This is a genomic window from Microbacterium sp. CGR1, assembly GCF_051062835.1.
Classification (GTDB): Bacteria; Actinomycetota; Actinomycetes; order Actinomycetales; family Microbacteriaceae; genus Microbacterium.
The window spans coordinates 532,981-559,093 of the sequence record NZ_JAOTPG010000001.1 but is presented as its reverse complement, the minus strand read 5'-3'; the positions used below and the strand labels follow the sequence as shown (position 1 = coordinate 559,093).

The window sequence follows — 26,113 nt, the reverse complement described above, 5'->3', positions numbered from 1 at the left end:
GGAGCGAGAGCCCTAGTATTGCGAGGTGTCACTCGCCGTATGGTTCTCGCTCCTGACCGCCTGCGTGGTGATCAGCTTCACTCCGGGCGCCGGTGCCATCAACACGATGTCGAACGCGCTCAGCCAGGGATGGCGTCGATCGATCTGGGGAATCATCGGCCAGCAGCTCGCGCTGATCGTCCACGTCGTGATCGTGGCAGCCGGGCTCGGACTCGTCGTGTCGCAGTCCGAGGTGCTGTTCAACGTCATCCGATACGCCGGAGCCGCCTACCTGGTCCTCCTCGGAATTCGGCTGATCTTGACGAAGCCAGCTCCCGCGGACCTCGAGGACGAGACCGGCGCCGACCTGCGCGAAGGCCACTGGTCGATGATCAGACGGGGCTTCTGGGTGAACCTCCTCAACCCGAAGGCGATCGTCTTCTTCCTCGCGTTCATCCCCCAGTTCATCCGTCTGGACCAGCCTCAGCTGCCGCAGTACCTCACCCTGATCGTCACCGTCATGGTGGTAGACATCCTGGTGATGTGGGGATTCTTCGCGACTGCGGCCCGCCCTTTCCGTCGCCTGACCCGGTCGGTGAAGGGGCAGCGGATCCTGAACAGCGTCTTCGGTGCGCTCTTCATCGCGGTCGCCGCACTCCTGGTCTTCCTCCACTGACGCCGCGGCCGCGCTCGCGGCAATAGGCTGGAACCGATGGAGATGGATGCTGCGCCCTTCGAGGAACTCGTGATCGACGAGCTCGACCGGCTGCCCGATGAGATGGTCGACGGACTCGAGAACGTCGTCTTCGTCGTCGAGGACCGTCCGGAAGACGGGAGCCTCGACCTTCTCGGGCTCTACGACGGCCTGGCACTGACCGAGCGCACTCAGTACGGCTCCGGAGAGCTGCCCGACCGCATCGTCGTCTACCGCGAACCGCACCTCGCAGCCTGCGCGGACGAGGATGAGCTCCGGGACGAGGTCCACACGACGCTCGTGCACGAGATCGCCCATTTCTACGGCATCGATGACGCGCAGCTGCACGAGCTGGGGTGGGCATGACTCCCCTCGCCACGCCTGACGTCGAGGAGATCGTCGAGCTCACGGCCGCGCCGCTCGAACCCTGGGAGGTCGTCGTGTGGAACGACCCGGTCAATCTGATGAGCTATGTCGTGCGGGTGTTCCGCACCTACTTCGGGTACTCACTGGACCGCGCGACGCAGCTGATGCGCGCAGTGCACCACGAAGGTCAGGCCATCGTCGCCACGGGGCCCCGCGAGACGATGGAGGTGCACGCCCAGGCGATGCACGACTACGGCCTCTGGGCGACGGTGCGAAAGGCCGCACGATGAGCGAGCAGATGGTGCACGTCCGGATGGCGAGAGTGGAAGGCGCCCAGCTCGCACAGCTCGTCGACGACTTCCGCGAGCTGGTGGGGACCGACCGCGATGCCACCGATCCGGCCATCGGGCGTCTGGCTCCCGCCCCGTACCCCGACGATGACGACGCCTCGCGCTCCTTCCACGACGCGACGCGCGAGGACCTGCTCGACAGGCGCGCGCTCGACGCCGATGTGGTTCGGGCGGCGCTCGCCGAGCTCCGCGGCGACCTCGACTCCATGTCCCAGGGCGAGGCGTTCACAGAGCATGACCTGGCGATCCGGCAGTCCGATGTCGATGCCTGGCTGCGAACGCTCACTGCGATCCGTCTGGTGATCGCTGAGCGTCTGGGTATCGAGAGCGACGAAGACCATGATCCTGAGGACGCGAGGTTCGGCGTCTACGACTGGCTCGGATACCGCCTCGAACTCACCATCGAGGCGGCAGACGAACTGCTGTGAGGCGTCAGGGGATCTCGACGACCCTCGTCGCGAGGGCTCGAGGCTCGTCCCGCGCGATGTGCGCCTTCTCCTGAGCGGCCCACCGGTCCCAGTGCGGGCGATAGGTCTCACCGTCGCGATTCAGCGCTCGTGCCTTGCGCCCGGGCTCTGCGGACTCGAGCCAGACGCGCACATCGGCGATCGCGGCTGTGGCGGGCGTCAGGATTCCGCTGCCTTCGATCAGCACCCCGAGCGCCGGGTCCACGGCGTGGCTCTCGGCCTCTTCCTCCCGGTCCCAGTCCCAGCGGCGCCATTCACCGAGGTATCCGCGGCCGTGCGGACGGAGGATGCCGTCGAGGGCATGCTCGACTCCGCTCTGGAGCCCGTCCCAGCCGGGATAGATCGAGTCGAGGGCGACCAGCTGCACCCTGCCGACGATCGGCCAGCGCTCGACCAGCATACGCGCGAGCGTCGTCTTGCCGGCTCCGCTTCGACCGTCGATGATGACGACAGGGTTCGCCGCCGCGAGGGCACGGATGTCCTCGACGATCAGCGCCGCGGCGCGCGCGAGCGCTGCCCCGACGGGGTCGTCACTTCTTGAGGGCACGGATGATGCGGGAGATAGCTCGTCCGGCGACCCAGACGAACGGCACAGCGACGACCAGCAGGGTCACGATGTTGGGCTCGAACCGAAGTCCCTCCTCGCGACGCACGTAGACGCCGACCGGCACGGACACTCCGCCGCCGCCACCGCCTTCTGCACCGTCACCGCTTCCGCCGCCGAATCCCGAGTACGTGAACGCCACCGGGGTGATGCTCACGCCGTCGACGTCCTGCGGCTCTCCGTACGCGCTCTTCACGCCGAACGACGCGGCCTGCTTTCCGAGTTCCAGTGCAATGTTGGGCATGGCTCCACGCTAGCTCAGGAAACGAGCGGCCGAGAGGTCAATCGAGACCGTGCGCCTTCGGATGCTGCGCCGCACCGCGTCCGTCGCCTCGGCCGATGTGCCTGGCCCGACCGATCATGGCCGATCCGAAACGCGCGACCGCATCGTCGAGAGCCCCTTCGACCCGCCGCCAGTCCTCGTCGTCGTCCCACAGACCGATGCCTCCACCACCCGCCGGCCGGAGCTTCTCGGCACGCACACCGACGAGCCGCACGGGGTCGCGGCGGTCGATCTGCTCGAACAGCGCCTGAGCCGCCTCACCGATCCGCTGGCCGACGGCGGTCGGCTCGGCAAGCGTCTGCGACCGGCTCACCGTGCGGAAGTCGTCGAATCGGATCTTGATCGCAACCGTCGAGGTCTCCCATTCAGCCTTCCGCAGTCGTGCGGCGACGCGATCGGCGAGCCTGAGCAGCTCGGCTCGCAGATAGGTGCGATCCGAGATGTCCGTGTCGAAAGTCTCCTCGTGGCCGATGCTCTTCTCGACGCGCTCGGTCTCGACCGCCCGTGCATCCTCACCCCGAGACAGCTGCACGAGACGCGCACTCAGCGCCGGGCCGACCGCGCGATCGAGCATGTCTGTAGACGACGTGCGGATGTCGCGGATCGTGCGGATGCCGCGCCCTTCCAGAGCCTCGGCCGCTTTCGGCCCCACGCCCCACATCGCCCGAACCGGTCGAGGATCGAGGAACGCCTGCGTGTCGGATGCGGCGATGACGAGCATGCCGTCCGGCTTCGAGATGGTCGATGCCATCTTCGCGACGTGCTTGGTCGACGCCACTCCGACGCTGCAGGTGATGCCGACCTCGTCGCTCACCCGCTCTCTGACGAGCTGGGCGATCTGCGCGGGGGTCCCCCACAGCCGCCGGACGCCACGGACGTCGAGGAACGCCTCGTCGACCGACAGCGGCTCGACCAGCGGAGTGATCGACTCGAAGATCGCCATCACCTGGCGGGACACCGCCTGGTAGCGATGGAAGTGCGGCGGCACGATCCTCGCCGACGGACACAGGCGGATCGCCTGGGACACCGGCATCGCCGCACGGACCCCGTAGCGACGGGCCTCGTATGACGCGCTCGAGACGACGGAGCGACCGTCGGGCGCCCCGATGATCAGCGGGAGGCCACGAAGACTCGGGTCGTCGAGCACCTCGACCGCCGCGTAGAACGCGTCCATGTCGACGTGCAGGATGCTGGTGCCGGTGTCGTCAGCATCGGCGGACGACACGATGCGCCCTCTGCCGTCACCGTGTCCCATGAGACCATTCTCCCCCGGACCTCCGACATGAGGCCCGGGGGATGCGGTTACTGCGCAGCGCGCTCGAGGACGAGTTCGCGGACCCTGGCGGCATCCGCCTGGCCCTTCATCGCCTTCATCACAGCGCCGATGACGGCGCCGGCCGCCTGGACCTTGCCGTCCTTGATCTTGGCGAGCACATCGGGCTGCGCAGCGAGAGCCTCGTCGATCGCAGCGATCAACGCGCCGTCGTCAGAGACGACGGCGAGTCCGCGGCTGTCCACGACCTCCTGCGGTGTGCCCTCGCCGGCGATGACGCCCTCGAGCACCTGACGAGCCAGCTTGTCCGTGAGTGTTCCGGCATCCACGAGCTTCTGCAGCGCCGCGACGTTCGCGGGCGACACCAGCTCGGTGACGTCTTTCTCCTGCGCGTTGGCCTGGCGGGTGATCTCGCCCGTCCACCACTTGCGGGCCGTGGCAGGGGTGGCTCCGGCGCTGATGGTCTCTTCGACGACATCGAGCAGGCCGCCGTTGCGCACATCCTGGAACTCCAGGTCGGTGAAACCCCACTCCGTCATCAGTCGGCGGCGCCGGGCGACCGGCTGCTCGGGGAGTTCCGCACGCAGTGCTTCGATCAGCTCGGCGGCGGGCTCCACGGGAACCAGGTCCGGCTCCGGGAAGTAGCGGTAGTCGTCGGCATCCGACTTCGGACGACCGGGCGAGGTCGTTCCGGTGTCCTCGTGCCAGTGCCGCGTCTCCTGCGTGATCGTCCCGCCGTCGGCGAGGATCTGCGCCTGACGCTGGATCTCGTACCGCACCGCGCGCTCGACGGAGCGCATGGAGTTGACGTTCTTCGTCTCGGTGCGCGTCCCGAGCTTCTCCTGGCCGCGGGGACGCAGCGACACGTTCGCATCGCAGCGGAGGTTCCCGCGCTCCAGACGGGCCTCGGAGATGCCCAGGCTGCGCACGATGTCACGGATCGTCGCGACATAGGCCTTGGCGACCTCGGGAGCACGGTGCTCGGTGCCGAAGATGACCTTCGTCACGATCTCGACCAGCGGAACGCCCGCGCGGTTGTAGTCGACGAGCGAGTACTCGGCGCCCTGGATGCGACCGGTCGCGCCACCCATGTGGGTGAGCTTGCCCGCATCCTCTTCCATGTGAGCGCGCTCGATCGGGATCTGCACGATCGTTCCGTCTTCGAGCTCGACCTCGACGGATCCCTCGAAGGCGATCGGCTCGTCGAACTGCGAGATCTGGTAGTTCTTGCCGAGGTCCGGGTAGAAGTAGTTCTTCCTCGCGAATCGGCTCGAGGGAGCGATCGAGCAGCCGAGTGCGAGACCCAGACTGATCGACGACCTGATCGCCGTCTCGTTGACCACGGGGAGCGCGCCCGGAAGACCGAGGTCGACGGGTGCGATCAGCGTGTTCGGCTCGGCAGCATGGTACAGCTCGTTGGCCGGGTTCGGCGCGTCCGAGAACATCTTGGTGTGGGTGTTGAGCTCGACGTGCACCTCGAAGCCGAGTACGGGCTCGAACAGCTCGAGAGCCTTGTCGAAGTCCATGAGCTTGGCGGTGGCCATCAGCGGTTCCCTCCTGCGAGCTGCGGTGCACGGGTGAGGAGCGGCGCACCCCACGAGTCGACCAGCAGAGTCTCGACGGCGGCGCCGACCTTGTAGAGTCGCGCGTCCTCCCGTGCCGGTGCGATGAACTGGATGCCGACCGGAAGACCGTCCTCTGCAGCCAGGCCGCTGGGGATCGAGATTCCGGGGACCCCTGCGAGGTTCACCGGGATCGTCGTGATGTCGTTGAGGTACATCTGCAACGGGTCGTCGATCTTCTCGCCGATCTTGAATGCGGTCGTCGGAGCCGACGGCGTCGCTATGACGTCCACCTCTGCGAACGCGTTCGCGAAGTCCTGCTGGATGAGCGTGCGGACCTTCTGCGCGCTGCCGTAGTAGGCGTCGTAGTATCCGGCCGACAGTGCGTAGGTGCCGAGGATGATGCGGCGCTTGACCTCATCCCCGAAGCCGGCGTCACGCGTCGCCGACATGACGTCCTCGACCGTCGGGTTGCCGTCGGGGGTCACGCGGAGGCCGAAGCGCACCGAGTCGAACTTCGCCAGGTTGCTGGAGGCCTCGGCGGGGAGGATCAGGTAGTACGCGGCGACGCCGTACTCGAAGTGCGGAGCGCCGATCTCGACGATCTCCGCTCCCTGCGCCTCCATCAGTGCGAGTGCGCTATGGAACGACTCCGCCACACCGGCCTGGAATCCGCTGTCGGGCAGCTCGCGGATCACTCCGACCTTGAGCCCCTTGAGCACGTCTCCGCGGGCGCCCTCACGAGCCGCATCCGCGAACGAAGGCCACTCGTCACGCAGCGACGTGGAGTCCTTCGGGTCGTGGCCGCCGATGGCGTCGTGCAGCAGACCGGCGTCGAGCACCGTGCGGCTCACAGGTCCGACCTGGTCGAGGCTCGAGGCGAGGGCGATCGCGCCGTAGCGGCTCACGCCGCCGTAGGTCGGCTTCACACCCACCGTGCCGGTCACGTGCGCGGGCTGGCGGATCGACCCGCCCGTGTCGGACCCGAGAGCGAGGGGTGCCTCGAATGCGGCGACCGCAGCTGCGGATCCACCGCCCGAGCCGCCGGGGATCCGATCGAGATCCCACGGGTTGCGGGTGGGACCGTACGCGGAGTGCTCGGTGGAGGAGCCCATCGCGAACTCGTCCATGTTGGTCTTGCCGAGCGGGATCAGTCCGGCTGCACGAGAGCGGGCGACGACGGTGGCGTCGTACGGCGAGCGGTAGCCCTCGAGGATCCGCGAACCGCTCGTGGTCGGCTGGTCGGTCGTGACGAGAACGTCCTTGATCGCCAGCGGCACACCGGCGATCGGTCCGAGCTGCTCGCCGGCCGCACGCCGCGCATCGACGGCCGCGGCGGCGTCGAGCGCGCCCTCGTTGACATGCAGGAAGGCGTGGACATCGCCGTCGACGGCGGCGATGCGGTCGAGGTGAGCGCGAGTGGCCTCGACGCTCGAGATCTCGCGGCTGGCGAGCTTGTCCGCAAGCTCCGCCGCGGTCATGCGGATGATGTCGCTCACTGCTCTTCTCCCAGGATCGCGGTGACGCGGAACCGGCCGTCGGCCTGGTCCGGCGCGTTCTGGAGCACCTGCTCATGCGTGAGGGTCTCGCCCACCACGTCGGGGCGGTAGACGTTGCTCAGCGGGATCGGATGACTCGTCGCGGCGATGTCGGGGCTTGCGACCTCCGACACCTTGGCGATGTTGTCGACGATGGCGTCGAGCTGGCCCGTGAGCCTCGTCACCTCGTCGTCGTTGAGCTGGATGCGCGCGAGCACGCCGAGATGGCGCACAAGATCAGGGGTGATTTCAGACACACCCCGAGTCTAGTTGCCGTGCCCGCCGAGTCCCTGCAGTCCGGCGAAGCCAGCCCTATGCTGGGCGGGTGAGCTCGTATCAGCCTCCTCGTCCGTGGGTCGCCAGCTACGCCGAAGGCGTCCCGGAAGACCTCTCCCCCGTGACCGGATCCCTGGTCGACATCGTCGCCGCATCCGCTCGCGACTACCCGGATGCCCCCGCCCTGCAGTTCTTCGGTCGCGAGACGACCTATTCGGAGCTGCAGGAGGCGATCGACCGTGCGGCCTCGGGCCTGCGCGATCTCGGCGTGCGGGCGGGCGACCCGGTCGCGATCGTCCTTCCGAACTGCCCGCAGCACATCGTGGCGTTCTACGCCGCGCTGCGCCTCGGCGCCGTCGTGGTCGAGCACAACCCGCTCTACACGCCGCGAGAGCTGCGCAAGCAGTTCGAGGACCATGGTGCGAAGCACGCGATCGTGTGGAACAAAGTCGTCTCCACGGTGCAGGAGTTCCCCGCCGACCTCTCGGTCACGAACCTGATCTCGGTGGACGTCACTCGCGCGATGCCGCTCCTCACGCGGGTCGCGCTACGGCTTCCGGTCGCCAAGGCGCGTGAGTCGCGCGCGGCTCTCACGGAGAAGGTGCGGGGAACCGTCACCTGGGATTCGCTGGTTCAGTCCGCGCCTCTCCCCGCCTCGCACCCGAAGCCGGCCACCGACGACCTCGCCATCATCCAGTACACCTCCGGCACCACGGGCACGCCGAAGGGTGCGGCTCTGACGCACCACAACCTCCTGGCGAACGCCGCGCAGTCGCAGGCGTGGGTGCCGTCGATCCAGCGCGGCAAAGGATGCGTCGTCTACGCGGTGCTGCCGATGTTCCACGCGTACGGCCTCACGCTCTGCCTGACCTTCGCGATGTCCATGGGCGCACGGCTCGTGCTCTTCCCGAAGTTCGACCCCGACCTCGTGCTCGATGTCATGAAGAAGCACCCGGCGACCTTCCTGCCTCTGGTACCCCCGATCGCCGACCGGCTGCTGACGGCCGCGAATGCCAAGGGCGTGTCGCTCGACGGCATCGAGGTCGCGATCTCGGGTGCGATGGCGCTGCCGCACGAGCTCGTCGTCCCGTTCGAGGCGGCGACCCGTGGATTCCTCGTCGAGGGCTACGGGCTGAGCGAGTGCTCCCCGGTGCTGATGGCGAACCCCGTCGCGGACAACCGCGTGCCTGGCACAGTCGGACTCCCGCTGCCCGGTACGGAATGCCGTGTCGTCGATCCCGAGAACCCGACCGTCGACGTCCCTGCCGGCTCCGCGGGCGAGCTCCTGGTGCGAGGCCCCCAGGTGTTCTCCGGCTACTACGGCAAGCCGGAGGAGACCGAGGCCGTCTTCGTCGACGGGTGGTTCCGCACCGGCGACATCGTCACGGTCGACGACGCAGGTTTCATCCGCATCGTCGACCGCATCAAGGAGCTCATCATCACGGGCGGCTTCAATGTCGCGCCCACCGAGGTCGAGAGCGCACTGCGTCAGCATCCTCAGGTCTCGGACGCCGCCGTCGTCGGACTCCCGAGCGATCACTCCGGCGAGGAGGTCGTCGCGGCGATCGTCGTCGACGGCGATTCCGATGTCGATGTCGAAGCGATCCGCGAGTACGCGCGCAGCATCCTCACCCCGTACAAGGTGCCCCGCCGCATCTTCATCGTCGACGAGCTGCCGAAGTCGCTCATCGGCAAGGTGCTGCGCCGACAGGTCAAGGAGAGGCTGCTCGCCCTCACATCCGGCACCTGAGGGCGCCCTCACAGGCGCGGAATCCCGTGAAGCGCTACCCTTGGTCAGTGACTCCTGAAGACGCTGTGCCCACCGACGCCCCCGAGACCCCTGGATTCGAGGAGCTCGGCATCACCGGCCCCGTCCTCAAGGCCATCAAGGACCTCGGCTACGAGACCCCCTCCCCCATCCAAGCCGCGACGATCCCGACCCTGCTGTCCGGTCGCGATGTCGTCGGCATGGCGCAGACCGGAACGGGAAAGACCGCGGCCTTCGCGCTCCCCGTGCTCGAGCGCCTCGACGTATCGCAGAAGACCCCGCAGGCCCTCGTGCTCGCACCGACCCGCGAACTCGCCCTGCAGGTCTGCGAGGCATTCGAGTCGTACGCCTCGAAGATGAAGGGCGTCCACGTCCTCCCCGTCTACGGCGGACAGGGCTACGGTGTGCAGCTGTCGGCACTCCGCCGTGGCGTGCACGTGATCGTCGGAACCCCCGGCCGCATCATGGACCACCTCGCCAAGGGAACGCTCGACCTGTCCCAGCTGCAGTACCTGGTGCTCGACGAGGCCGACGAGATGCTGAAGATGGGCTTCGCTGAAGACGTCGAGCAGATCCTCGCTCAGACGCCTGAAGAGAAGCAGGTCGCCCTGTTCTCGGCCACCATGCCGCCGCAGATCCGTCGTCTGGCGCAGAAGTACCTGCGCGAGCCCGAAGAGATCAGCATCAAGTCGAAGACCGCGACCGGCACGAACATCACCCAGCGCTACCTCGTGGTGTCGTACGCGCAGAAGGTCGACGCGCTCACCCGCATCCTCGAGGTCGAGAACTTCGACGGGATGATCGTGTTCGTCCGCACGAAGAACGAGACCGAGACGCTCGCTGAGAAGCTCCGCGCCCGCGGGTACTCCGCTGCGGCGATCAACGGCGATGTCCCCCAGGTGCAGCGCGAGCGCAGCGTCAACCAGCTCAAGGCGAGCAAGCTCGACATCCTCGTCGCGACCGATGTCGCAGCGCGTGGTCTCGACGTCGAGCGCATCAGCCACGTCGTCAACTTCGACATCCCGACGGACACCGAGTCCTACGTGCACCGCATCGGTCGGACGGGACGTGCAGGCCGCAGCGGAGACGCGATCAGCTTCATCACGCCGCGCGAGCGCTACCTGCTGAAGTCCATCGAGAAGGCCACTCGTCAGCAGCCCACACAGATGCAGCTGCCGACTCTGGACGACGTGAACACCACGCGTCTCACCAGGTTCGACGACGCGATCACGGCGGCTCTCGGCGATGCCGCACGGATCGAGAAGTTCCGCGACGTCATCGACCACTACGTGCGCAATCACGATGTGCCCGAGGCCGATGTGGCTGCTGCTCTCGCGGTCGTCGCGCAGGGCGACACTCCGCTGCTGCTCGACCCGGCCGACGACCCGCTGTCGAAGGCCGTCGAGTACGACAATCGTCCGCCGCGTGAGAACAGCAAGGGCGATCGTCGTGAGAGTCGTGAGCCTCGCGAGCGTCGTGGGCGCGGCGACTACAAGCCGTACCGCATCGAGGTCGGTCGTCGTCACCGTGTCGAGCCCCGCCAGATCGTCGGCGCGCTCGCGAACGAGGGCGGTCTCGGCCGCGACGACTTCGGCGCCATCAACATCCGCCCGGACTTCACCGTCGTCGAACTGCCCGCGAACCTCGACTCATCGGTGCTGGACAAGCTGAAGGACACCCGCATCTCGGGTCGCCTGATCGAGATCAAGCCCGACCGTGGACCGGGAGCCCGTCGCAACGACGGTCCTCGTGACGGCGCCCGTGGTGGGTTCGACCGCCGCGACGACCGCCCGCGATACGACCGCGACGAGCGCCCGGCTCGCAATGACGAGCGAGGCGAGAAGCCGTTCCGCAAGCCGCGGCACAAGGACTGACTGGCACGCACGTGCACATCGACCGCGCAGGCCCCGACGATGTTCGGGGCCTGGCGCGCGTGAAGTGGATCGACAGAGCCGCCGACGATGCCGCGGACGCGGAGTTCGAATCGTTCGTGACGGCTCTCGCATCCTGGTGGGACCATCATCGGGCCACGCACGCCGCGTTCGTCGCGCGGACGATCGATGACGAGATCGTCGGCGCCGCATGGGTCGCACTTCTCCCCCGAGTCCCGAGCCCTGGTGCGAGCAATCGCCTGTCGGCAGACATCCAGAGCGTCTTCGTGCTGCCCGAGCACCGTGGTGGCGGTGTGGGAACCGCTCTCGTCGACGCGGCGGCAGCCCACGCTCACGGTGCCGGCGCATCCAGGGTCACCGTGCACTCGAGCGAACGCGCTGTCACGGTCTATCAGAGGCTCGGGTTCAGCGGTTCGCCGAAGCTGCTCCAGCGCATCTCGGATGCGTAGGCGGGTCAGGAGCCTGACGGGCCTGTCGCCGAACTGCGGGCGAGGCGGGCCGCCACGTCGATGAGCGGTTCGGGTCGAGTCAGCAGCGATCGCTGCTCCGGGTGGTCGATGAGGTGCTGCAGCAGCCTATGGGCGCCGTCGATGGTGGGAGCCCAGTACCCGCCGACATGATGGCGGCTCAGCGGTGCAGTGGTCGCCTCGCCATCGATGACCACGTCGACCGTGCCGTCCTCCGGGTCCATTCCGAGGTCTGCGAGAGCGAGGAAGGTCAGGGCACCGATCACGACCGTGCTGACGAGACCCGGCAACCGGAATCGCGTCACAGGAACGTCCAGAACGACACGCTCGACCTGGTTCCAGGGAACGATCCCTCGGTTCTGGGTGCCCTCGCGGAACAGCACGGCGTCCGGCGTGAGACGCAGATGGTGCCTACCAGGGTCGCCGATGGCCAGTGCACCGGGCACGACGATCAGCGGCCCGTAGCGCTTCATCCGAGCGCGTCCGGCCCTTCGGTGACGAGGACATGGAACTGTGCCGCGTCGAGGATGCGGATGCCGAGCTCCTCCGCCTTGCCGAGCTTCGATCCGGCCCCCGGCCCCGCCGCGACGAAGTCGGTCTTCTTCGAGACGCTCGACGCCGCCTTGCCACCGGCCTTGATGATGGCCTCCTGCGCTCCGTCGCGCGTGTAGCCGTCTAGTGAGCCGGTCGCCACGATGGTGAGACCGTCGAGCACACCGCCCTCGACGACCGCAGCGCCGGGGCCCGGGTGTCCGGGGGTCGCCCACTGCACGCCGGCGTCCGCCCACTGCCGCACGATCTCCTGATGCCAGTCCACGTCGAACCAGGCCAGCAGCGAATCGGCGATGATGCCGCCCACTCCCTCGACCGCCGCGAGCTCTTCACGGGATGCCGCGCGGATCGCATCGAGCGAACCGAACCATTGCGCGAGGGCTCGGGCGGCGACAGGCCCGACGTGGCGGATGTTCAACGACACGAGAAGACGCCAGAGATCCTTGGTCTTGGCCTTCTCGAGCTCCGCCAGAAGCGTGAGCGCCTGAGAGGACGGCTGAGGACCCGTGAGACCGGACTTCTTTTCCGCCGCGCTGGGATTCCGGCGAAAGGGTGCTCGCGTCTTGACGAGACCGTCGTCGTCTTCCTTCGGCAGGCCGGTCTCGGCGTCGCGCACGAAGAGCTCGATCGGCACGATCTCGTCCAGGGTCAGCGCGAACAGACCGGCCTCTGTCTCGAGAGGAGGAACCTCGGGGAACGTCGGCTGCGTCAGAGCCGCGGCCGTGACCTCGCCCAGCGCCTCGACGTCGAGTGCCCCGCGCGATCCGATGTGCTCGACGCGCCCGCGCACCTGTGCGGGGCATGATCGCGCGTTCGGGCAGCGCAGATCGATGTCGCCCTCCTTCATCGCACGCAGAGGTGTGCCGCACTCGGGGCACTCCACCGGCATCACGAACTCCCGTTCGGTGCCGTCGCGCTTCTCGACGACCGGGCCGAGAACCTCGGGAATCACGTCGCCCGCCTTGCGCAGTACGACCGTGTCGCCGATCAGCACGCCCTTCGCCTTCACGACGTCCTTGTTGTGCAGGGTCGCCTGTCGGACGACGGAGCCGGCGACGTGTGCGGGTGCCATCACCGCGAAGGGTGTCGCCCGACCTGTGCGTCCGACGGAGACGACGATGTCGAGGAGCTTCGTCTGCACCTCTTCGGGCGGGTACTTGTAAGCGATCGCCCACCGCGGGGCTCGGCTCGTGGCGCCCAGCTCGTCATGCAGCGAGAGTTCGTCGACCTTGACGACGATGCCGTCCAGCTCATGCTCGATGTCGTGGCGGTGCTCACCGAAGTATTCGACGAACGCCGCGACCTCGTCGATGCTCGTGCAGACCTTGGTGTGCGGACTCGTGGGCAGCCCCCACTCGGCCAACTGCTCATACACCTGGCTCTGCGCGGCGACCGGCGGGTTCTCCCAGGCACCGATGCCATGCACGTAGAGAGCGAGGGACTCGATCCGCAGCATCCCCGCCTTAAGCTCGAGCCCATCCTTCTTGTCGATCTGCTGACGCAGACCGCCGCTCGCCGCGTTGCGCGGATTGGCGAAGGAGGGGAAACGGCGGGCCGCCGCCGTGCGCGCCTTCTCTTCGTCGAAGGGCTTCTTCACGCCGCCACGCGCCTCCCAGCGCGCCAGCGCATCGGCATACGCCCGGTCGCGGAACGACGCCTGTGCGGCGTTGAGACGCTCGAAGGCGGCCACGGGGATGAACACCTCGCCTCGGACCTCGACGATCGGAGGATGTCCGTCGCCGCTGAGCTCCAGCGGGATCTCAGGAAGACGCAGTGCGTTCTCGGTGACGATCTCGCCGACGCGTCCGTCGCCCCGGGTCGCCGCCGACGTCAGGCGCCCGTTCTCATAGCGCAGATTGATCGCGAGGCCGTCGATCTTGAGCTCGGTGAGCCAGTCGACGTCTCGCCCCGCAGCGGCGCGCGTCTTCGCGGCCCACTCGCGGAGTTCGTCGATCGAGAACACGTTATCGAGACTGAGCATCCGCTCGGCGTGCTCGATGGTCGCGAGCCCAGTCGCCTCGGCCGCGCCCACCATCTGCGTGGGCGAATCCTGGCCCTGGAGCTCAGGATGCAGCCGCTCGAGCTCCTCGAGCCGGTGCATCCACCCGTCATAGGTGAAGTCGTCGACGACGGACGTGTCTCGCCCGTAGTACGCGTCCTTCGCCTCGAGGATGCGAGTGGTCAGCCCGTCGGCTTCGATACGGGCGTCTTCCAACGAGATGTTCTCCGGCACTCCGCCAGTCTACGAGCGCCCTCCGACATCCCGAGGGAGGCGCTACGCGTCTACCGGTACCGCAGACACCGTGCGATCGATCGTGAACTGACCGAGCACGCGCGTGCCGACGTAGAGCACCGCCGTCTGGCCCGGAGCGACACCGTTGAGCGGCTCATCGGGCACGACGCGCACGCCCTCGGATGTGACGAAGGCACGAGCGACCTCGGGCTCGGCGTGAGCGCGGATCTGCACCTCGCAGTCGAACTCCGAATCGACGGGCGCGGCTCCCGCCCAGCTGAACCGCTCGCCGGCGATCTCGCGGATCGCGAGCGCCTCCTTCGGGCCGACCACGACCGTGTTCGAGACGGGGCGCACTTCGAGCACGAATCGCGGCTTGCCGTCAGCGGCCGGAACCCCGAGCTTGAGTCCGCGCCGCTGGCCCACGGTGAACGCGTGCGCACCCTCGTGCGAGCCCACGACCTCACCCGTGCGGTCGAGGATCTCGCCGGTCGCCGTGCCGACCTTCTCGGCCAGCCAGCCACGGGTGTCGCCGTCGGGGATGAAGCAGATGTCGTGGCTGTCGGGCTTCTGAGCGACGGTCAATCCGCGCTCTGCGGCCTCTGCCCGGACGACGGCCTTCGAAGGCGTCGTGCCGAGCGGGAAGTAGGTGTGGGCGAGCTGCTCGGCCGTCAGCACTCCGAGCACGTAGGACTGGTCCTTCGCGTTGTCGGCTGCGCGATGCAGCTCGAGCCCGGCATCGGTCGGGATCAGAGTGGCGTAGTGCCCTGTGCACACCGCGTCGAAGCCGAGTTCGATCGCGCGCTCGAGGAGGGCCGCGAACTTGATCTTCTCGTTGCAGCGCATGCAGGGGTTCGGGGTGCGACCTGCCTGGTACTCCGACACGAAGTCGGCGATCACGTCTTCGCGGAACCGCTCCGAGAAGTCCCAGACGTAGAACGGGATGCCGAGGAGGTCGGCTGCACGTCGGGCATCGAGTGCGTCCTCGATCGTGCAGCATCCTCTGCTGCCCGTGCGCAGGGTTCCCCCGGCGCGGGACAGCGCGAGGTGCACGCCGACGACGTCGTGACCGGCATCGACCGCGCGCGCGGCGGCGACGGCGGAGTCCACCCCACCGCTCATGGCCGCAAGAATCCTCATGGAACCAGTCTACGAGCGTGCGGCTGAGCCGGAGCCGGATGCGCGCGAGTACGCGTCGGCGATCGATGCGAGGACCGCATCGACGTCTGCATCCGTGGATGTGCGTCCCAGCGAGAAGCGGAGCACGCTGCGCGCATCCTGCTCGCTGCGTCCCATTGCCATCACCACGTGCGAAGGCTCTGCCACACCCGCCTGGCATGCGGATCCGGTGGATGCCGCGATCCCCGCCATGTCGAGCAGGAAGAGCAGGCTCTCCCCCACTGCGCCGGGGAACAGGATGTGCGCGTTGCCCGCCAGCCGCTCGACGCGATCCCCGAGGACTTCGGCTGTCGGAACACGGGTGAGGATGCCCTCGACCAGTCGGTCGCGCATCTCGCTCAGTCGGGTGTTCTCCGTCAGCCGCTCCGACTCGGCGAGTTCCAGGGCGACGGCGAACGCAGCGGCGCCCGCGACGTCCTGGGTCCCCGCGCGGAGGCCGCGCTGCTGTGCGCCTCCTCGGAGGATGGCGGCCAGACGCGCGGTGCGCGATGTGACGAGGGCGCCGACACCGACGGGAGCGCCGATCTTGTGGCCGGCGACGCTCATCGCGACCAGTCCGACGGCGTCCGCGGCGTCACCTCGCAGTGCGCGGAAGGAGAGTGGAACATGACCGAGCGCCGACACCGCGTCGAGGTGAAGGGGAACCTGCGCTGACGCGGCGGATGAGGTGAGGGCCATGGCGTCGTTGATGGTGCCCGCCTCGTTGTTGGCGACGAGGGCTGTGGCCAGCGCCGCACCCGGAAGCTGGGCTTCGAATGCGGTCACGTCGATCTCCGCCGTGCGATATACCGGAACAGCGCGAAGGAGCGCACCCGCCCCGACGAGCGCCTCCACCGTGTCCATGGTCGCGTGATGCTCGGCATCCGGCATCACGATCGCGTCGGTCCCCGCGGGGCGCGCCTGCCACAGCCCCTGCAGTGCGAGATTGATCGACTCCGTTCCCCCGGACGTGAAGACGACCTCGATGGGATCGGACCCGAGCACTGCGGCGGCACGCTCTCGCGATTCCTCGAGCAGGCGCCTGGCGTCCTGCCCCGCTCCGTGAGTCGACGACGCGTTGCCGACGATCGCGCTCGCGTCGAGCCACGCCTCGCGCGCCTCGGGGCGCAGCGGGGTCGTGGCCGCGTGATCGAGATAGTGCTGCATCCCTCAACTCTCCCCCATTTTCGCTCGCTGGAGCGCACATGGAACTGAGTGCATGGTGTCCTGAGACCCGAGCGCAGACCCCTATGGTGTATTCATGCCCGCGATCCGAGACATCACCGTGCCCGGCGGTACTGCACTCGACAACCTCGGCGTTCGCCTTCACGACGGCGTCGGAACCCTCCGCGTCTGGTCGCAGAACGCGTCGTCCATCGAGCTCGTCGTCTTCGATGCCACAGACCTGGACTGGGTGACCGATCAGGTCGACCTCGAACGACTCCCCGGCGGTGTCTGGGAGGTCACGACCGAGCTGCTGCAACCAGGCACCCGCTACGCGATCCGCGTCGGCGGACCGCACGGCCCCGGCAACACCTTCAACCCCGAGACGCTCCTGCTCGACCCGTATGCGCGCGGGCTCGCCCAGGGCGACGGTTACGAGGAATGGCGATCCGTCGTGATCGTCGACGGCTTCGACTGGGGCGACTCGGTCAAGCCGCGCATCCCGCTCGATCGCACGGTCATCTACGAAGGGCATCTCAAGGGCCTCACCAAGCGTCATCCCGACGTGCCGCCGGCGCTGCACGGAACGTACGCCGGCCTCGCACACCCCGCGATGATCGAGTACTTCCACGAGCTCGGCATCACCTCGATCGAGCTGCTTCCCGTGCACGCGTTCGTGCCGGAGCCCCGGCTGCTCGAGCGCGGCCTCACCAATTACTGGGGGTACAACACCCTCAACTTCTTCACCCCGCACAACGCGTATGCGACCGAAGACGCGCGAAAGGGCGGCCCAGAGGCCGTGCTCGCGGAGTTCAAGGGGATGGTGCGTCTGCTTCACGAGGCCGGGCTCGAGGTCATTCTCGACGTCGTCTACAACCACACCTCGGAGGAGGGCCTCGGCGGCCCCCGCTCGAGCCTGCGCGGCATCGACAACGCCGGCTACTACCGTCAGGACTCGTCCGGGGCGTATATCGACACCACAGGGTGCGGCAACACGCTCGACACCTCGACGGATGCCGGCGCCCGCCTCGTCCTCGACTCACTGCGCTACTGGGCCCAGGAGATGCAGATCGACGGGTTCCGATTCGATCTCGCCGCCGCCATCGCGCGCGACGGCTCGCACACGTACACCCCCGAGCACCCGCTGCTCGCGGCGATCGCCGACGATCCGATCCTGAAAGAGACCAAGCTCATCGCCGAGCCGTGGGACGTCGGGATGGGCGGCTGGCAGACCGGTAACTTCCCGAAGGGCTGGCTGGAGTGGAACGACCGCTACCGCGACCGCGTGCGCAACTTCTGGTTGAGTGACATCGACTATGCGCGCAGGGCGTCGGCTCCGGTCGGCATCGGTGGCTTCGCGACGCGTCTCGCCGGATCCTCCAACACCTTCGCCGACGAGCGCGGGCCGCTCGCGAGCATCAATTTCGTCACGGCGCACGACGGCTTCACCCTGCACGACCTCGTCTCCTACGACGTCAAGCACAACGAGGCGAACGGCGAGCACAACCGCGACGGCGCCGACATGAACCGCGCGTTCAACCACGGGATCGAGGGCCCGACCGACGACCCGGCCATCCTCGCGGCTCGGCGCAAGGCGATGCGGAACCTGCTGGGCACCCTCCTGCTGTCCGCCGGAATTCCGATGCTCACCGCAGGTGACGAGGTCGGGCGCACGCAGCGGGGCAACAACAACGCCTACGCCCAGGACTCCGCGATGACCTGGCTCGGCTGGGAGCCCGAGCCGTGGCAGGAGGACCTCAGGGCCCATGTCAGCCGACTGATCGAGCTGCGCTCCGAGAACCCCGCGTTGCGACCGAGCCGGTACGCGCGACTGGGCGAACACATCCCGAACGCCTCCGTCATGGACTGGTTCGACCAGAACGGCGACACGATGGAGAGCGAGCAATGGACCGACCCGGGCAACCGCACACTGCAGTATGTGGCCGCCTCCACTCCGGACCGTGAAGCGGCCAATCGCATCCTCCTGATCGTGCACGGCACGGAGTCGCCGATCGACGTGCGACTGCCCGAGGAACTCGAGGATGCGACCCGGTTCGTGTCGCTGTGGTCGAGCGCCGACGAACGCCCCGGCGTCGACGGCGAGACGTTCGCGCCCGGCGACATCCTGCCGATCCCCGGCACCTCGATGAGGCTCTTCCGCGTCGAATGACGTGCGGCGCGCCGAAGCCGTCCGCTCGCTACCCGCGGTGCGTCGGTAGCGGTACATTCGGGGGGTGGCCGCACGAATGAGCAGCACCAGTCCTCAGGCTCTCCGGAGTCCCGCTCAGATCCCTCTGCGTCCGCTGGGCGTCGTGTCGGACGGCGACTCGCTCCGCGCCACGCGTATTCCGCTGGTGGACGTGAGACCTGCTGTTCCCGGCGGGTTCTCACCCAAGGCGTTCGTGGGAGAAGTCGTGCCTTTCAGCGTCGTCGCCTTCCGCGAGGGTCACGACCTGATCGGTGTGCAGCTGCGGCTGACGTCGCCTGACGGTGAGGAGTCGCTCCATCGCCTCTCTCCGCTCCTCGACGGAACCGACCGGTGGAGTGCCGAGGTCGCGCTCGACGCCCAGGGCAGATGGACGTTCCGCTTCGAGGGGTTCTCCGACGACTTCGCGACCTGGGCCCATGCCGCCGAGCTGAAGGTGGCGGCCGGCGTCGACGTGCCCGTCATGGCCGCACTCGGCGCCGAGCTCCTCACCCGGGCCGCCGCAGAGAAGGACCGCCCTCTCGCGCAGCGCAAGCGTCTCGCCGCAGACTCCGCCGCGCTTCTGGCAGGAGGCGCAGACACCACGATCGCGCTGTCGACAGATGCCGAGCTCGCCCGGGTGTTCCTCGAGCGACCGCTGACGACGCTGCGGTCCACGTCCGCGGCCCACACGCTGCTCGTCGAGCGAACCGCAGCGGGGGTAGGCGCCTGGTATGAGTTCTTCCCCCGGTCAGAGGGAGCCAAGCGCCTGAAGGACGGCTCGATCAAGAGCGGCACCTTCCGCACCGCGACGAAGCGACTTCCGGCGGTCGCCGCGATGGGGTTCGACGTGATCTACCTCGTCCCGATCCACCCGATCGGGATCACCAACCGCAAGGGGCGCAACAACACGCTGACCACCGAGCCCGAAGACCCAGGCTCCCCCTACGCGATCGGCGCGACGGAGGGCGGCCATGACGCCATCCACCCCGATCTCGGCAAGCCTGCCGACTTCCGCGCCTTCGTACGTGCGGCGCGGAGCGAGGGCCTGGAGGTCGCCCTCGATCTCGCTCTGCAGGCTTCGCCCGACCATCCGTGGGTCGCCGAGCACCCGGAGTGGTTCACGACTCTTCCCGACGGAACGATTGCCTACGCGGAGAATCCGCCGAAGAAGTACCAGGACATCTACCCCCTGAACTTCGACAACGACCCGGCCGGCATCTACCAGGAGATGCTCCGCATAGTGCAGCACTGGGTGCGCGAAGGCGTGAAGATCTTCCGTGTCGACAACCCGCACACCAAACCGCTGCAGTTCTGGGAGTGGCTGATCGCCACCGTGAACGCCGCCGACCCCGATGTCATCTTCCTCGCCGAGGCCTTCACCCGCCCCGCTGTCATGCGAGCGCTGGCCGCCGTCGGGTTCCAGCAGAGCTACAGCTACTTCACGTGGCGCAACACCAAGGCCGAACTCGAGGAGTTCCTCACCACCGTGTCGCAGGAGACCAGCGACTACATGCGGCCGAACCTCTTCGTGAACACCCACGACATCCTCACCGAGTACCTGCAGTTCGGTGGGCGCGCCGCGTACCGCATCCGCGCCTGCATCGGTGCGACCGCCGCCCCCGTATACGGCGTGTACGCCGGTTACGAGCTCTTCGAGAACGTGGCCCGCCCGGGGTCCGAGGAGAACATCGACAACGAGAAGTACGAGTACAAGCTTCGCGACTGGGAGGGAGCCGAAGCCGCCGGCGACTCACTCGCCCCTCTGCTCCGTCGTCTGAACGAGATCCGACGCGCACACCCTGCTCTCCGTCAACTGCGCAACCTCTCGGTCCACTGGAGCGATGACGACTCGGTACTCGTCTACAGCAAGCATCTGGACGCCGCGTTCACGGGCACGGGCGTCGCGGACACCCTCATCGTGGTCGCCAACGTCGATCCCCACTCGGTGCGGGAGACCACGGTCCACCTCGACACGACGATCTGGGGCGTTCCTCTGGGCGAGCACTTCGACGTCGAGGACCTCCTCACCGGAGCCGTCTGGACATGGGCAGACCACAACTACGTGCGGCTCGACGCCTTCGCCGAGCCGGTGCACATCCTGAAGGTGAGGAAGCGTTCATGAGCTACCTGGAAGATGCGACGACGTCGTCGGAATGGGCGGCGGTGGCGGCAGGATCCCATCACGACCCACATTCGGTGCTCGGATCGCACCCGGTCACCGACGCGAGCGACCGCACCGTCACCGTGATCCGCGCTCGTCGTCCGCTTGCGGCTTCGGTGGCAGCTGTTTTCCGCGACGGCACCCGCCTCGGGCTGCACCACGTCGCGCACGGCATCTGGGAGGGGCATCACGACGGCCCCCCGGTGCCCTACCGGATCGCGACGGCCTACGGCGAGGACGCCGAGACGGTCAACGGCGACCCTTACCGGCATCTCCCGACGCTGGGCGACATCGACGTGCATCTGATCGCAGAGGGGCGTCACGAGCGCCTCTGGCAGGTGCTCGGCGCCCATCCGCGGGTCGTGGAGGGTGACGCAGGCGTCGCCTTCGCCGTGTGGGCTCCCAACGCCACCGCCGTTCGCGTGGTCGGTGACCACAACGGGTGGAACGGCGAGGCCCATGCCATGCGCTCGATGGGTGTGAGTGGGATCTGGGAACTGTTCATCCCCGATCTCCCGGTCGGCACGACCTATAAGTACGAGATCAGGACGCGCGAGGGTGCGTGGATCTTCAAAGCGGATCCGATGGCGCAGGCCGCGCAGCTCCCGCCGGAGACCGCGTCCGTCGTCACCGAGTCGACCTACGCGTGGTCGGACGGCGCGTGGATGACCCGCAGGGCGGCGACTCACGCCGTCGCGCAGCCCCTGTCGGTGTACGAGGTGCACCTGGGATCGTGGCGAGGCGGACTGAGCTATCGGGATGCAGCCGAGCCTCTCATCGCGCACGTCGAAGAGGCCGGCTTCACCCATGTGGAGTTCATGCCGCTCGCTGAGCACCCGTTCGGCGGCTCCTGGGGCTATCAGGTGAGTGGCTACTACGCGGCGACGAGCCGCTTCGGCAGCCCGGACGACCTGCGCTATCTGATCGACCGCCTGCACCAGGCGGGCATCGGCGTCATCATGGACTGGGTCCCGGGCCATTTCCCGAAGGATGCGTTCGCGCTGGCGCGATTCGACGGCCAGCCGCTCTACGAGCACCCCGACCCCCGGCGGGGCGAGCACCAGGACTGGGGCACGCTCATCTTCGACTACGGCCGTCCGGAGGTGCGTGGCTTCCTCGTCGCGAACGCGCTGTTCTGGCTGAGCGAGTTCCATGTCGACGGGCTTCGCGTCGACGCCGTCGCCTCGATGCTCTACCTCGACTATTCCCGCAACGACGGCGAGTGGGAACCCAACATCCACGGCGGGCGCGAGAACCTCGAGGCGATCCGATTCCTGCAGGAGGTCAACGCGACGGCCTACCGTGTGCACCCCGGCGTGCTGATGATCGCGGAGGAGTCCACCAGTTTCCCCGGTGTCACCGCTCCGACCGATCATGCCGGTCTCGGCTTCGGTTTCAAGTGGAACATGGGCTGGATGAACGACTCGCTGCAGTACATCGAGCGAGACCCGATGTACCGCGCGCATCATGAAGGCGAGATGACGTTCTCCTTCGTGTACGCGTTCGGCGAGAACTACCTGCTGCCGATCAGCCATGACGAGGTCGTGCACGGCAAGGGCAGCCTGCTCGCAAAGATGCCTGGGGATCACTGGCACAAGCTCGCCAACGTGCGCGCCTACCTGGGATACATGTGGGGGCACCCCGGAAAGAAGCTGCTGTTCATGGGACAGGAGTTCGGGCAGCTCGCAGAGTGGTCCGAGTCCCGTGAGCTGGACTGGTGGCTGCTCGAGCAACCGTCCCATGCGCAGCTGCAGAGCTTCGTCGGGCAGCTCAACCGCACCTATCGAGCGCAGGCACCGCTCTGGGAGCGCGACAACGACGGCTCGTCGTTCTCGCGCCTCGGTGCGCCCAGCTGGGATCCGAACGTGATCGCGTTCGAGCGCCGCGACGCCCACGGCGGCCGGCTCGTGGTGATCAGCAACTTCGCCGGCGTCGAGCGCAGCGGATATCGCCTCGCTCTGCCCAGCGCGGGAATCTGGCAGGAGATCCTCAACACGGATGCTGCGGAATACGGCGGACGCGGTTCAGGCAACCTGGGCGTGGTCGTCGCCGACGCCGTAGACGGCGGCACCCCGACGGCGACGATGACGATCCCTGCGCTGTCGACGATCTGGCTCCGCCATCAGAGCGACCCGCACGTGCCGACGATCAGCAACGGCTGACCGCGGCGCGCTACGCGGTCAGAACAACAGCGACGAGAGCCGGTTGCGTGCCGCGATGACACGCGGATCGGCCGCGCCGATGAGACCGAAAAGTTCGATGAGCCGCTCACGAACCGGCGTGCGCTGGTCCGAGGGAAGCTGAGCGAACAGGTCGAGCAGGCGTCCGAACGCGTCGTCGACATGCCCGCCCGCGAGATCGAGATCCGCGACATCGAACTGCGCCTGCACGTCGAGCGGACCGGCTGCGGCGGCTGCCCGGGCGTCCTGCAGATCGAGCTTCTGCACACGATCAAGCAGACGCACCTGGCCGAGACCGGCGATCGCGTCCTCGTCACGAGGATTCTCGGCGAGGGCCTTCTCGTAGGCGACGATCGCTGCAGCGTAGTCGCCGAGCTCGATCGCGGCGAAGGCCTCCGCGTGCAGCGGCGGCAGCGGCGGTTCCTCAGCGGCCTCCTCGGTTGCAGGGGCCTCGCCGACGTCCAGCGAGCCCGTGACGCCGTTCTGGGCGGCGAGCTGAAGCAGCTGCGCGAAGACTTCGCGCACCTGCTGCTCGGGGACCGCTCCGGTGAACATCGGAACAGGCTGGCCCGCGATGAGAGCGACCACCATCGGAATCGACTGCGCACGGAAGCTCTGCGCGAGTTGAGGATTGGCATCGACGTCGACCTTGGCGAGAAGCACCTTGCCGCCGAGCTCGCGTGTCACCTTCTCGATGATCGGGCTCAGCTGCTTGCAGGGCCCGCACCACTCGGCCCACAGGTCGACGACCACGGGAACGGTGCGCGAGACCTCGAGGATCTGCCCGAACGTCTCATCAGTCGCATCGACGACAACATCGGCGACACCCGCCGCGGGCGCGGGCGCTCCGGCCGGGGGCGTCGTCGGCCGGTTGCGGAGAGTGGAGAGGTCGACGGCTCCTCGGAGCGCGGCAGGAGAGATATCGGTCACTTGATCACCTCGACGGAGAGAAGGTCCTGGCGCACGGCCAGGAGTCGGATCTGCTCCGTCGAGCCCTGGGCGGGGACGGAGAAGAACAACTGGAATTCGTACTTGGTCGTCACGCCCTTGGCGGACTCGGTGACACCGGTCAGCGCTTTCGCCTGGGCGTTGTCGCCGAAACGGATCACCGCATCCGCGGAGGTCGGCGTGACCGTCTCGGTGTCGACCAGAGAGACGGCGACGATGGCACCGCTTCCCAGAGTGGTCATCGACACGGGGGCGGATTCCGCCGGTGCGATGTCGAAGGCTGTCTGCGATGTCGCGGCCGCGCCGTTGTCCGCGAGGTTCTGCACCACGGCCTGGCGACTGTCGCGGATCGACTTCGCGAGGTTCTGCGAGATCTCGTCGAACATCCCGTATGACGCGCTCTGCTCGCCGGCGTCGACGACGTCCGAGAACGTCGCGGCGAGTTCACTCGGCGGCAGGCTGAGGAAGGCGGAGTCGTCTGGGACGAGAGAGGTTCCGAGCCACGGGGCAGCCACCTCGGGGAAGACGGCGTCGGCCGACATCTCGGCCATGTTGTTGACCTTGTAGTTGGACCAGGGATCCTGCTGGGTCATCGTCAGGACGACCGGGGGAACCGTGTCATCGCCGTCGCTCTTCGAGAGGAGGAGGACGGTGCGAGGCCAGCGGTCGGTGGCCTCGGGCAGCATCACTTCGACGTCATCGGTCGGGATGGCTGCAGGCACGGCGGTGTCGGGAAGAGCGGTGCGGAGGGCATACTCGGTCTTCCGTGCCGTCAGCGCCGGACCGTCGAGGCGGGTTCCCGCCATATCGATGTCCATCGCGGCATCGGCGTCCGAGAGAGTCGTCGAGACCTCCTGAAGGATGCGCTTGGCCTGCGCCTCGGTCACTGCCGGGGGCTTCTGGTTCTCGGGGGCGATCACCGTCGCGCTGGGCGAAGGACTGGGCGTCCCCTCACCGAACTGCGGCCAGGAGTCCGCCGAGCATCCGGTCGCCAGAAGCGCGGTCAACGCGAGGGCCGGGATCGCGAGCATCCGGCGCCTGCGTGCCGGCGGGGTGGCGCGCATCTCGGACTTGCGGTCGCCGGGCGAGTCGCCGTCATTCACCGAGCGCTCCTCTTCGATGCCGCTTCCGGTCTCGCCGTCGACGGCGTGATCGGCCGAAGCGGATCCCTTCGCGGTCTCACTGGTCGAGGTCTCCTCGATCGCCTTCCGCTCCGACGGCGGCAGCTGGCCCACATCGATCGGCTCGGTCGCGGGAAGAGGCCCTGGTCCCTTCCGCCGAGGACCGCGTCCGCGGCGCTGGTGGCGGATGCCGAGCACGTACAGGACGAGACCCACCAGCAGCACGGCGGCGCCGGCTGCCATCAACGGACCCGCCAGAGGCGTCGACGTGTCGAGCGGCCAGGAGACGACGATGTCGTCAGGCGCGTCGGCGGTGCCGTCGTGCGCGATGAGAAGGCTGACGCCTTCGGGAAGCTGCATGTCCGCGATCAGCGCGTCGGTGTCGGTGAAGGAGTCGAGCCAGAGATCAGATCCGACAGGACTGCGGCCGGTCTCGGCTGCCGCTCCGTCCTCAGCGGGTGTCTCCTCGGGAGCGGGCGTCGTCTCGGGGGCATCCGTACTCGTGTCGTCGTCGCCTGCCGCGGCCGGGTCCACGAGCTCGACATCGAGCTCGCCGTCCTTGCCGACGGTGACGTGGTTGTACGAGGCGTCAGCCAGCCACGCCTCCATGTCAGCGGTCCGACCGTAGGCGGCGAAGATGTCGCCGTCGCCACGGACGAGCAGGGTCTGAGCGCCCGGGTGCTCCCTCAGGACGTCGCCGTCCAGGAGCACATAGGGCGCAGGTTCTTCCACGGCGACCGAGGTCTCCTGGGTCGACGGACCCATGAAAACGGTTCGCTGCGCGATGCCCGCAGCGATCAGTCCCGCAGCCAGCACGAAGGCCACGACGGCCCATACGAAACGCACGAATAGTCTCCTCACACGACCCGGACGAGCGCCCGAGTCGCAA

At 67.8% G+C, this 26,113-nt stretch carries 22 protein-coding genes; 10 read left to right on the top strand and 12 right to left on the bottom strand.

Annotated features, from left to right (window positions below; translation table 11 throughout):
• Positions 1 to 25: 25 nt before the first annotated feature.
• The 4 genes from OD997_RS02730 to OD997_RS02715 are packed head-to-tail and all read left to right on the top strand — an operon-like array spanning position 26 to position 1,817.
• Positions 26 to 655, top strand: coding sequence for a LysE family transporter (locus OD997_RS02730; RefSeq protein WP_434330248.1), 630 nt, complete (start codon positions 26 to 28; stop codon positions 653 to 655).
• Positions 656 to 691: 36 nt separating this feature from the next.
• Positions 692 to 1,039, top strand: coding sequence for a metallopeptidase family protein (locus OD997_RS02725; protein WP_434330247.1), 348 nt, complete (start codon positions 692 to 694; stop codon positions 1,037 to 1,039).
• The gene (gene clpS, locus OD997_RS02720) at positions 1,036 to 1,329 is read left to right on the top strand and encodes an ATP-dependent Clp protease adapter ClpS (RefSeq protein ID WP_434330246.1); all 294 of its coding nucleotides are present in this window, start codon (positions 1,036 to 1,038) and stop codon (positions 1,327 to 1,329) included. The genes OD997_RS02725 and clpS overlap by 4 nt, the downstream gene beginning before the upstream one ends.
• Positions 1,326 to 1,817, top strand: coding sequence for a DUF2017 family protein (locus tag OD997_RS02715; RefSeq protein WP_434330245.1), 492 nt, complete (start codon positions 1,326 to 1,328; stop codon positions 1,815 to 1,817). The genes clpS and OD997_RS02715 overlap by 4 nt, the downstream gene beginning before the upstream one ends.
• 4 nt (positions 1,818 to 1,821) lie before the next feature.
• Here the strand turns inward: OD997_RS02715 and OD997_RS02710 are convergent, their stop codons facing one another.
• Genes OD997_RS02710 through gatC form a run of 6 tightly spaced genes read right to left on the bottom strand, consistent with a single transcriptional unit; the run spans position 1,822 to position 7,373 of the window.
• Complete coding sequence (locus tag OD997_RS02710) at positions 1,822 to 2,403, bottom strand: hypothetical protein (protein WP_431072847.1); 582 nt, start codon at positions 2,401 to 2,403, stop codon at positions 1,822 to 1,824.
• Positions 2,387 to 2,704 (bottom strand): hypothetical protein, encoded by a 318-nt coding sequence (locus OD997_RS02705; protein WP_431072849.1) that lies wholly within the window; start codon positions 2,702 to 2,704, stop codon positions 2,387 to 2,389. Before OD997_RS02705 ends, OD997_RS02710 begins: the two co-directional genes overlap by 17 nt.
• A gap of 37 nt (positions 2,705 to 2,741) precedes the next feature.
• Positions 2,742 to 3,998 (bottom strand): DNA polymerase IV, encoded by a 1,257-nt coding sequence (gene dinB, locus OD997_RS02700; protein ID WP_434330244.1) that lies wholly within the window; start codon positions 3,996 to 3,998, stop codon positions 2,742 to 2,744.
• A gap of 47 nt (positions 3,999 to 4,045) precedes the next feature.
• The gene (gatB, locus tag OD997_RS02695) at positions 4,046 to 5,560 is read right to left on the bottom strand and encodes an Asp-tRNA(Asn)/Glu-tRNA(Gln) amidotransferase subunit GatB (RefSeq protein ID WP_434330243.1); all 1,515 of its coding nucleotides are present in this window, start codon (positions 5,558 to 5,560) and stop codon (positions 4,046 to 4,048) included.
• Positions 5,560 to 7,077 carry an Asp-tRNA(Asn)/Glu-tRNA(Gln) amidotransferase subunit GatA gene (gene gatA / locus OD997_RS02690; protein WP_431072855.1) on the bottom strand — a complete coding sequence of 506 codons (1,518 nt, stop codon included), beginning with the start codon at positions 7,075 to 7,077 and terminating at the stop codon, positions 5,560 to 5,562. The genes gatB and gatA overlap by 1 nt, the downstream gene beginning before the upstream one ends.
• The gene (gene gatC / locus OD997_RS02685; protein ID WP_311257383.1) at positions 7,074 to 7,373 is read right to left on the bottom strand and encodes an Asp-tRNA(Asn)/Glu-tRNA(Gln) amidotransferase subunit GatC; all 300 of its coding nucleotides are present in this window, start codon (positions 7,371 to 7,373) and stop codon (positions 7,074 to 7,076) included. The genes gatA and gatC overlap by 4 nt, the downstream gene beginning before the upstream one ends.
• Positions 7,374 to 7,441: 68 nt before the next feature.
• Here gatC and OD997_RS02680 point away from each other — a divergent pair, with 68 nt between their 5' ends.
• From OD997_RS02680 to OD997_RS02670, 3 genes are read left to right on the top strand one after another with little or no spacing between them, the layout of a single operon-like run.
• A complete protein-coding gene (locus OD997_RS02680; protein WP_434330242.1) occupies positions 7,442 to 9,142 on the top strand; it encodes a long-chain-fatty-acid--CoA ligase in 1,701 nt (566 codons plus the stop codon).
• A gap of 47 nt (positions 9,143 to 9,189) precedes the next feature.
• On the top strand, positions 9,190 to 11,034 hold the full coding sequence (locus OD997_RS02675; RefSeq protein ID WP_434330241.1) for a DEAD/DEAH box helicase: 1,845 nt from the start codon (positions 9,190 to 9,192) through the stop codon (positions 11,032 to 11,034).
• Positions 11,035 to 11,045: 11 nt separating this feature from the next.
• On the top strand, positions 11,046 to 11,501 hold the full coding sequence (locus tag OD997_RS02670; protein WP_434330240.1) for a GNAT family N-acetyltransferase: 456 nt from the start codon (positions 11,046 to 11,048) through the stop codon (positions 11,499 to 11,501).
• A gap of 5 nt (positions 11,502 to 11,506) precedes the next feature.
• Here OD997_RS02670 and OD997_RS02665 read toward each other — a convergent pair whose 3' ends face one another.
• Genes OD997_RS02665 through OD997_RS02650 form a run of 4 tightly spaced genes read right to left on the bottom strand, consistent with a single transcriptional unit; the run spans position 11,507 to position 16,629 of the window.
• Positions 11,507 to 11,992, bottom strand: coding sequence for a hypothetical protein (locus OD997_RS02665; RefSeq protein WP_434330239.1), 486 nt, complete (start codon positions 11,990 to 11,992; stop codon positions 11,507 to 11,509).
• Positions 11,989 to 14,304 (bottom strand): NAD-dependent DNA ligase LigA, encoded by a 2,316-nt coding sequence (ligA, locus tag OD997_RS02660; protein WP_434330238.1) that lies wholly within the window; start codon positions 14,302 to 14,304, stop codon positions 11,989 to 11,991. The genes OD997_RS02665 and ligA overlap by 4 nt, the downstream gene beginning before the upstream one ends.
• 42 nt (positions 14,305 to 14,346) lie before the next feature.
• Positions 14,347 to 15,444: a tRNA 2-thiouridine(34) synthase MnmA gene (gene mnmA, locus OD997_RS02655; protein WP_434330237.1), complete on the bottom strand. Its 1,098-nt coding sequence runs from the start codon at positions 15,442 to 15,444 to the stop codon at positions 14,347 to 14,349.
• 9 nt (positions 15,445 to 15,453) lie between these two features.
• Entirely contained in the window at positions 15,454 to 16,629 is a 1,176-nt protein-coding gene (locus tag OD997_RS02650) for a cysteine desulfurase family protein (protein ID WP_434330236.1), read from the bottom strand.
• Between the two features lie 94 nt (positions 16,630 to 16,723).
• Between OD997_RS02650 and glgX the strand changes: the two genes are divergently transcribed.
• The 3 genes from glgX (at position 16,724) to glgB (ending at position 23,137) form a co-directional block, all read left to right on the top strand.
• Complete coding sequence (gene glgX, locus OD997_RS02645) at positions 16,724 to 18,796, top strand: glycogen debranching protein GlgX (RefSeq protein WP_434330235.1); 2,073 nt, start codon at positions 16,724 to 16,726, stop codon at positions 18,794 to 18,796.
• 76 nt (positions 18,797 to 18,872) lie between these two features.
• Positions 18,873 to 20,936, top strand: coding sequence for an alpha-1,4-glucan--maltose-1-phosphate maltosyltransferase (locus OD997_RS02640; RefSeq protein ID WP_434330234.1), 2,064 nt, complete (start codon positions 18,873 to 18,875; stop codon positions 20,934 to 20,936).
• Positions 20,933 to 23,137: a 1,4-alpha-glucan branching protein GlgB gene (gene glgB, locus OD997_RS02635; protein ID WP_434330233.1), complete on the top strand. Its 2,205-nt coding sequence runs from the start codon at positions 20,933 to 20,935 to the stop codon at positions 23,135 to 23,137. Before OD997_RS02640 ends, glgB begins: the two co-directional genes overlap by 4 nt.
• A gap of 18 nt (positions 23,138 to 23,155) precedes the next feature.
• Here the strand turns inward: glgB and OD997_RS02630 are convergent, their stop codons facing one another.
• Both OD997_RS02630 and OD997_RS02625 read right to left on the bottom strand, forming a co-directional pair.
• A complete protein-coding gene (locus OD997_RS02630; RefSeq protein ID WP_434330232.1) occupies positions 23,156 to 24,085 on the bottom strand; it encodes a tetratricopeptide repeat protein in 930 nt (309 codons plus the stop codon).
• Positions 24,082 to 26,070: a glycosyl transferase gene (locus OD997_RS02625; RefSeq protein WP_434330231.1), complete on the bottom strand. Its 1,989-nt coding sequence runs from the start codon at positions 26,068 to 26,070 to the stop codon at positions 24,082 to 24,084. The genes OD997_RS02630 and OD997_RS02625 overlap by 4 nt, the downstream gene beginning before the upstream one ends.
• Positions 26,071 to 26,113 lie beyond the last annotated feature (43 nt).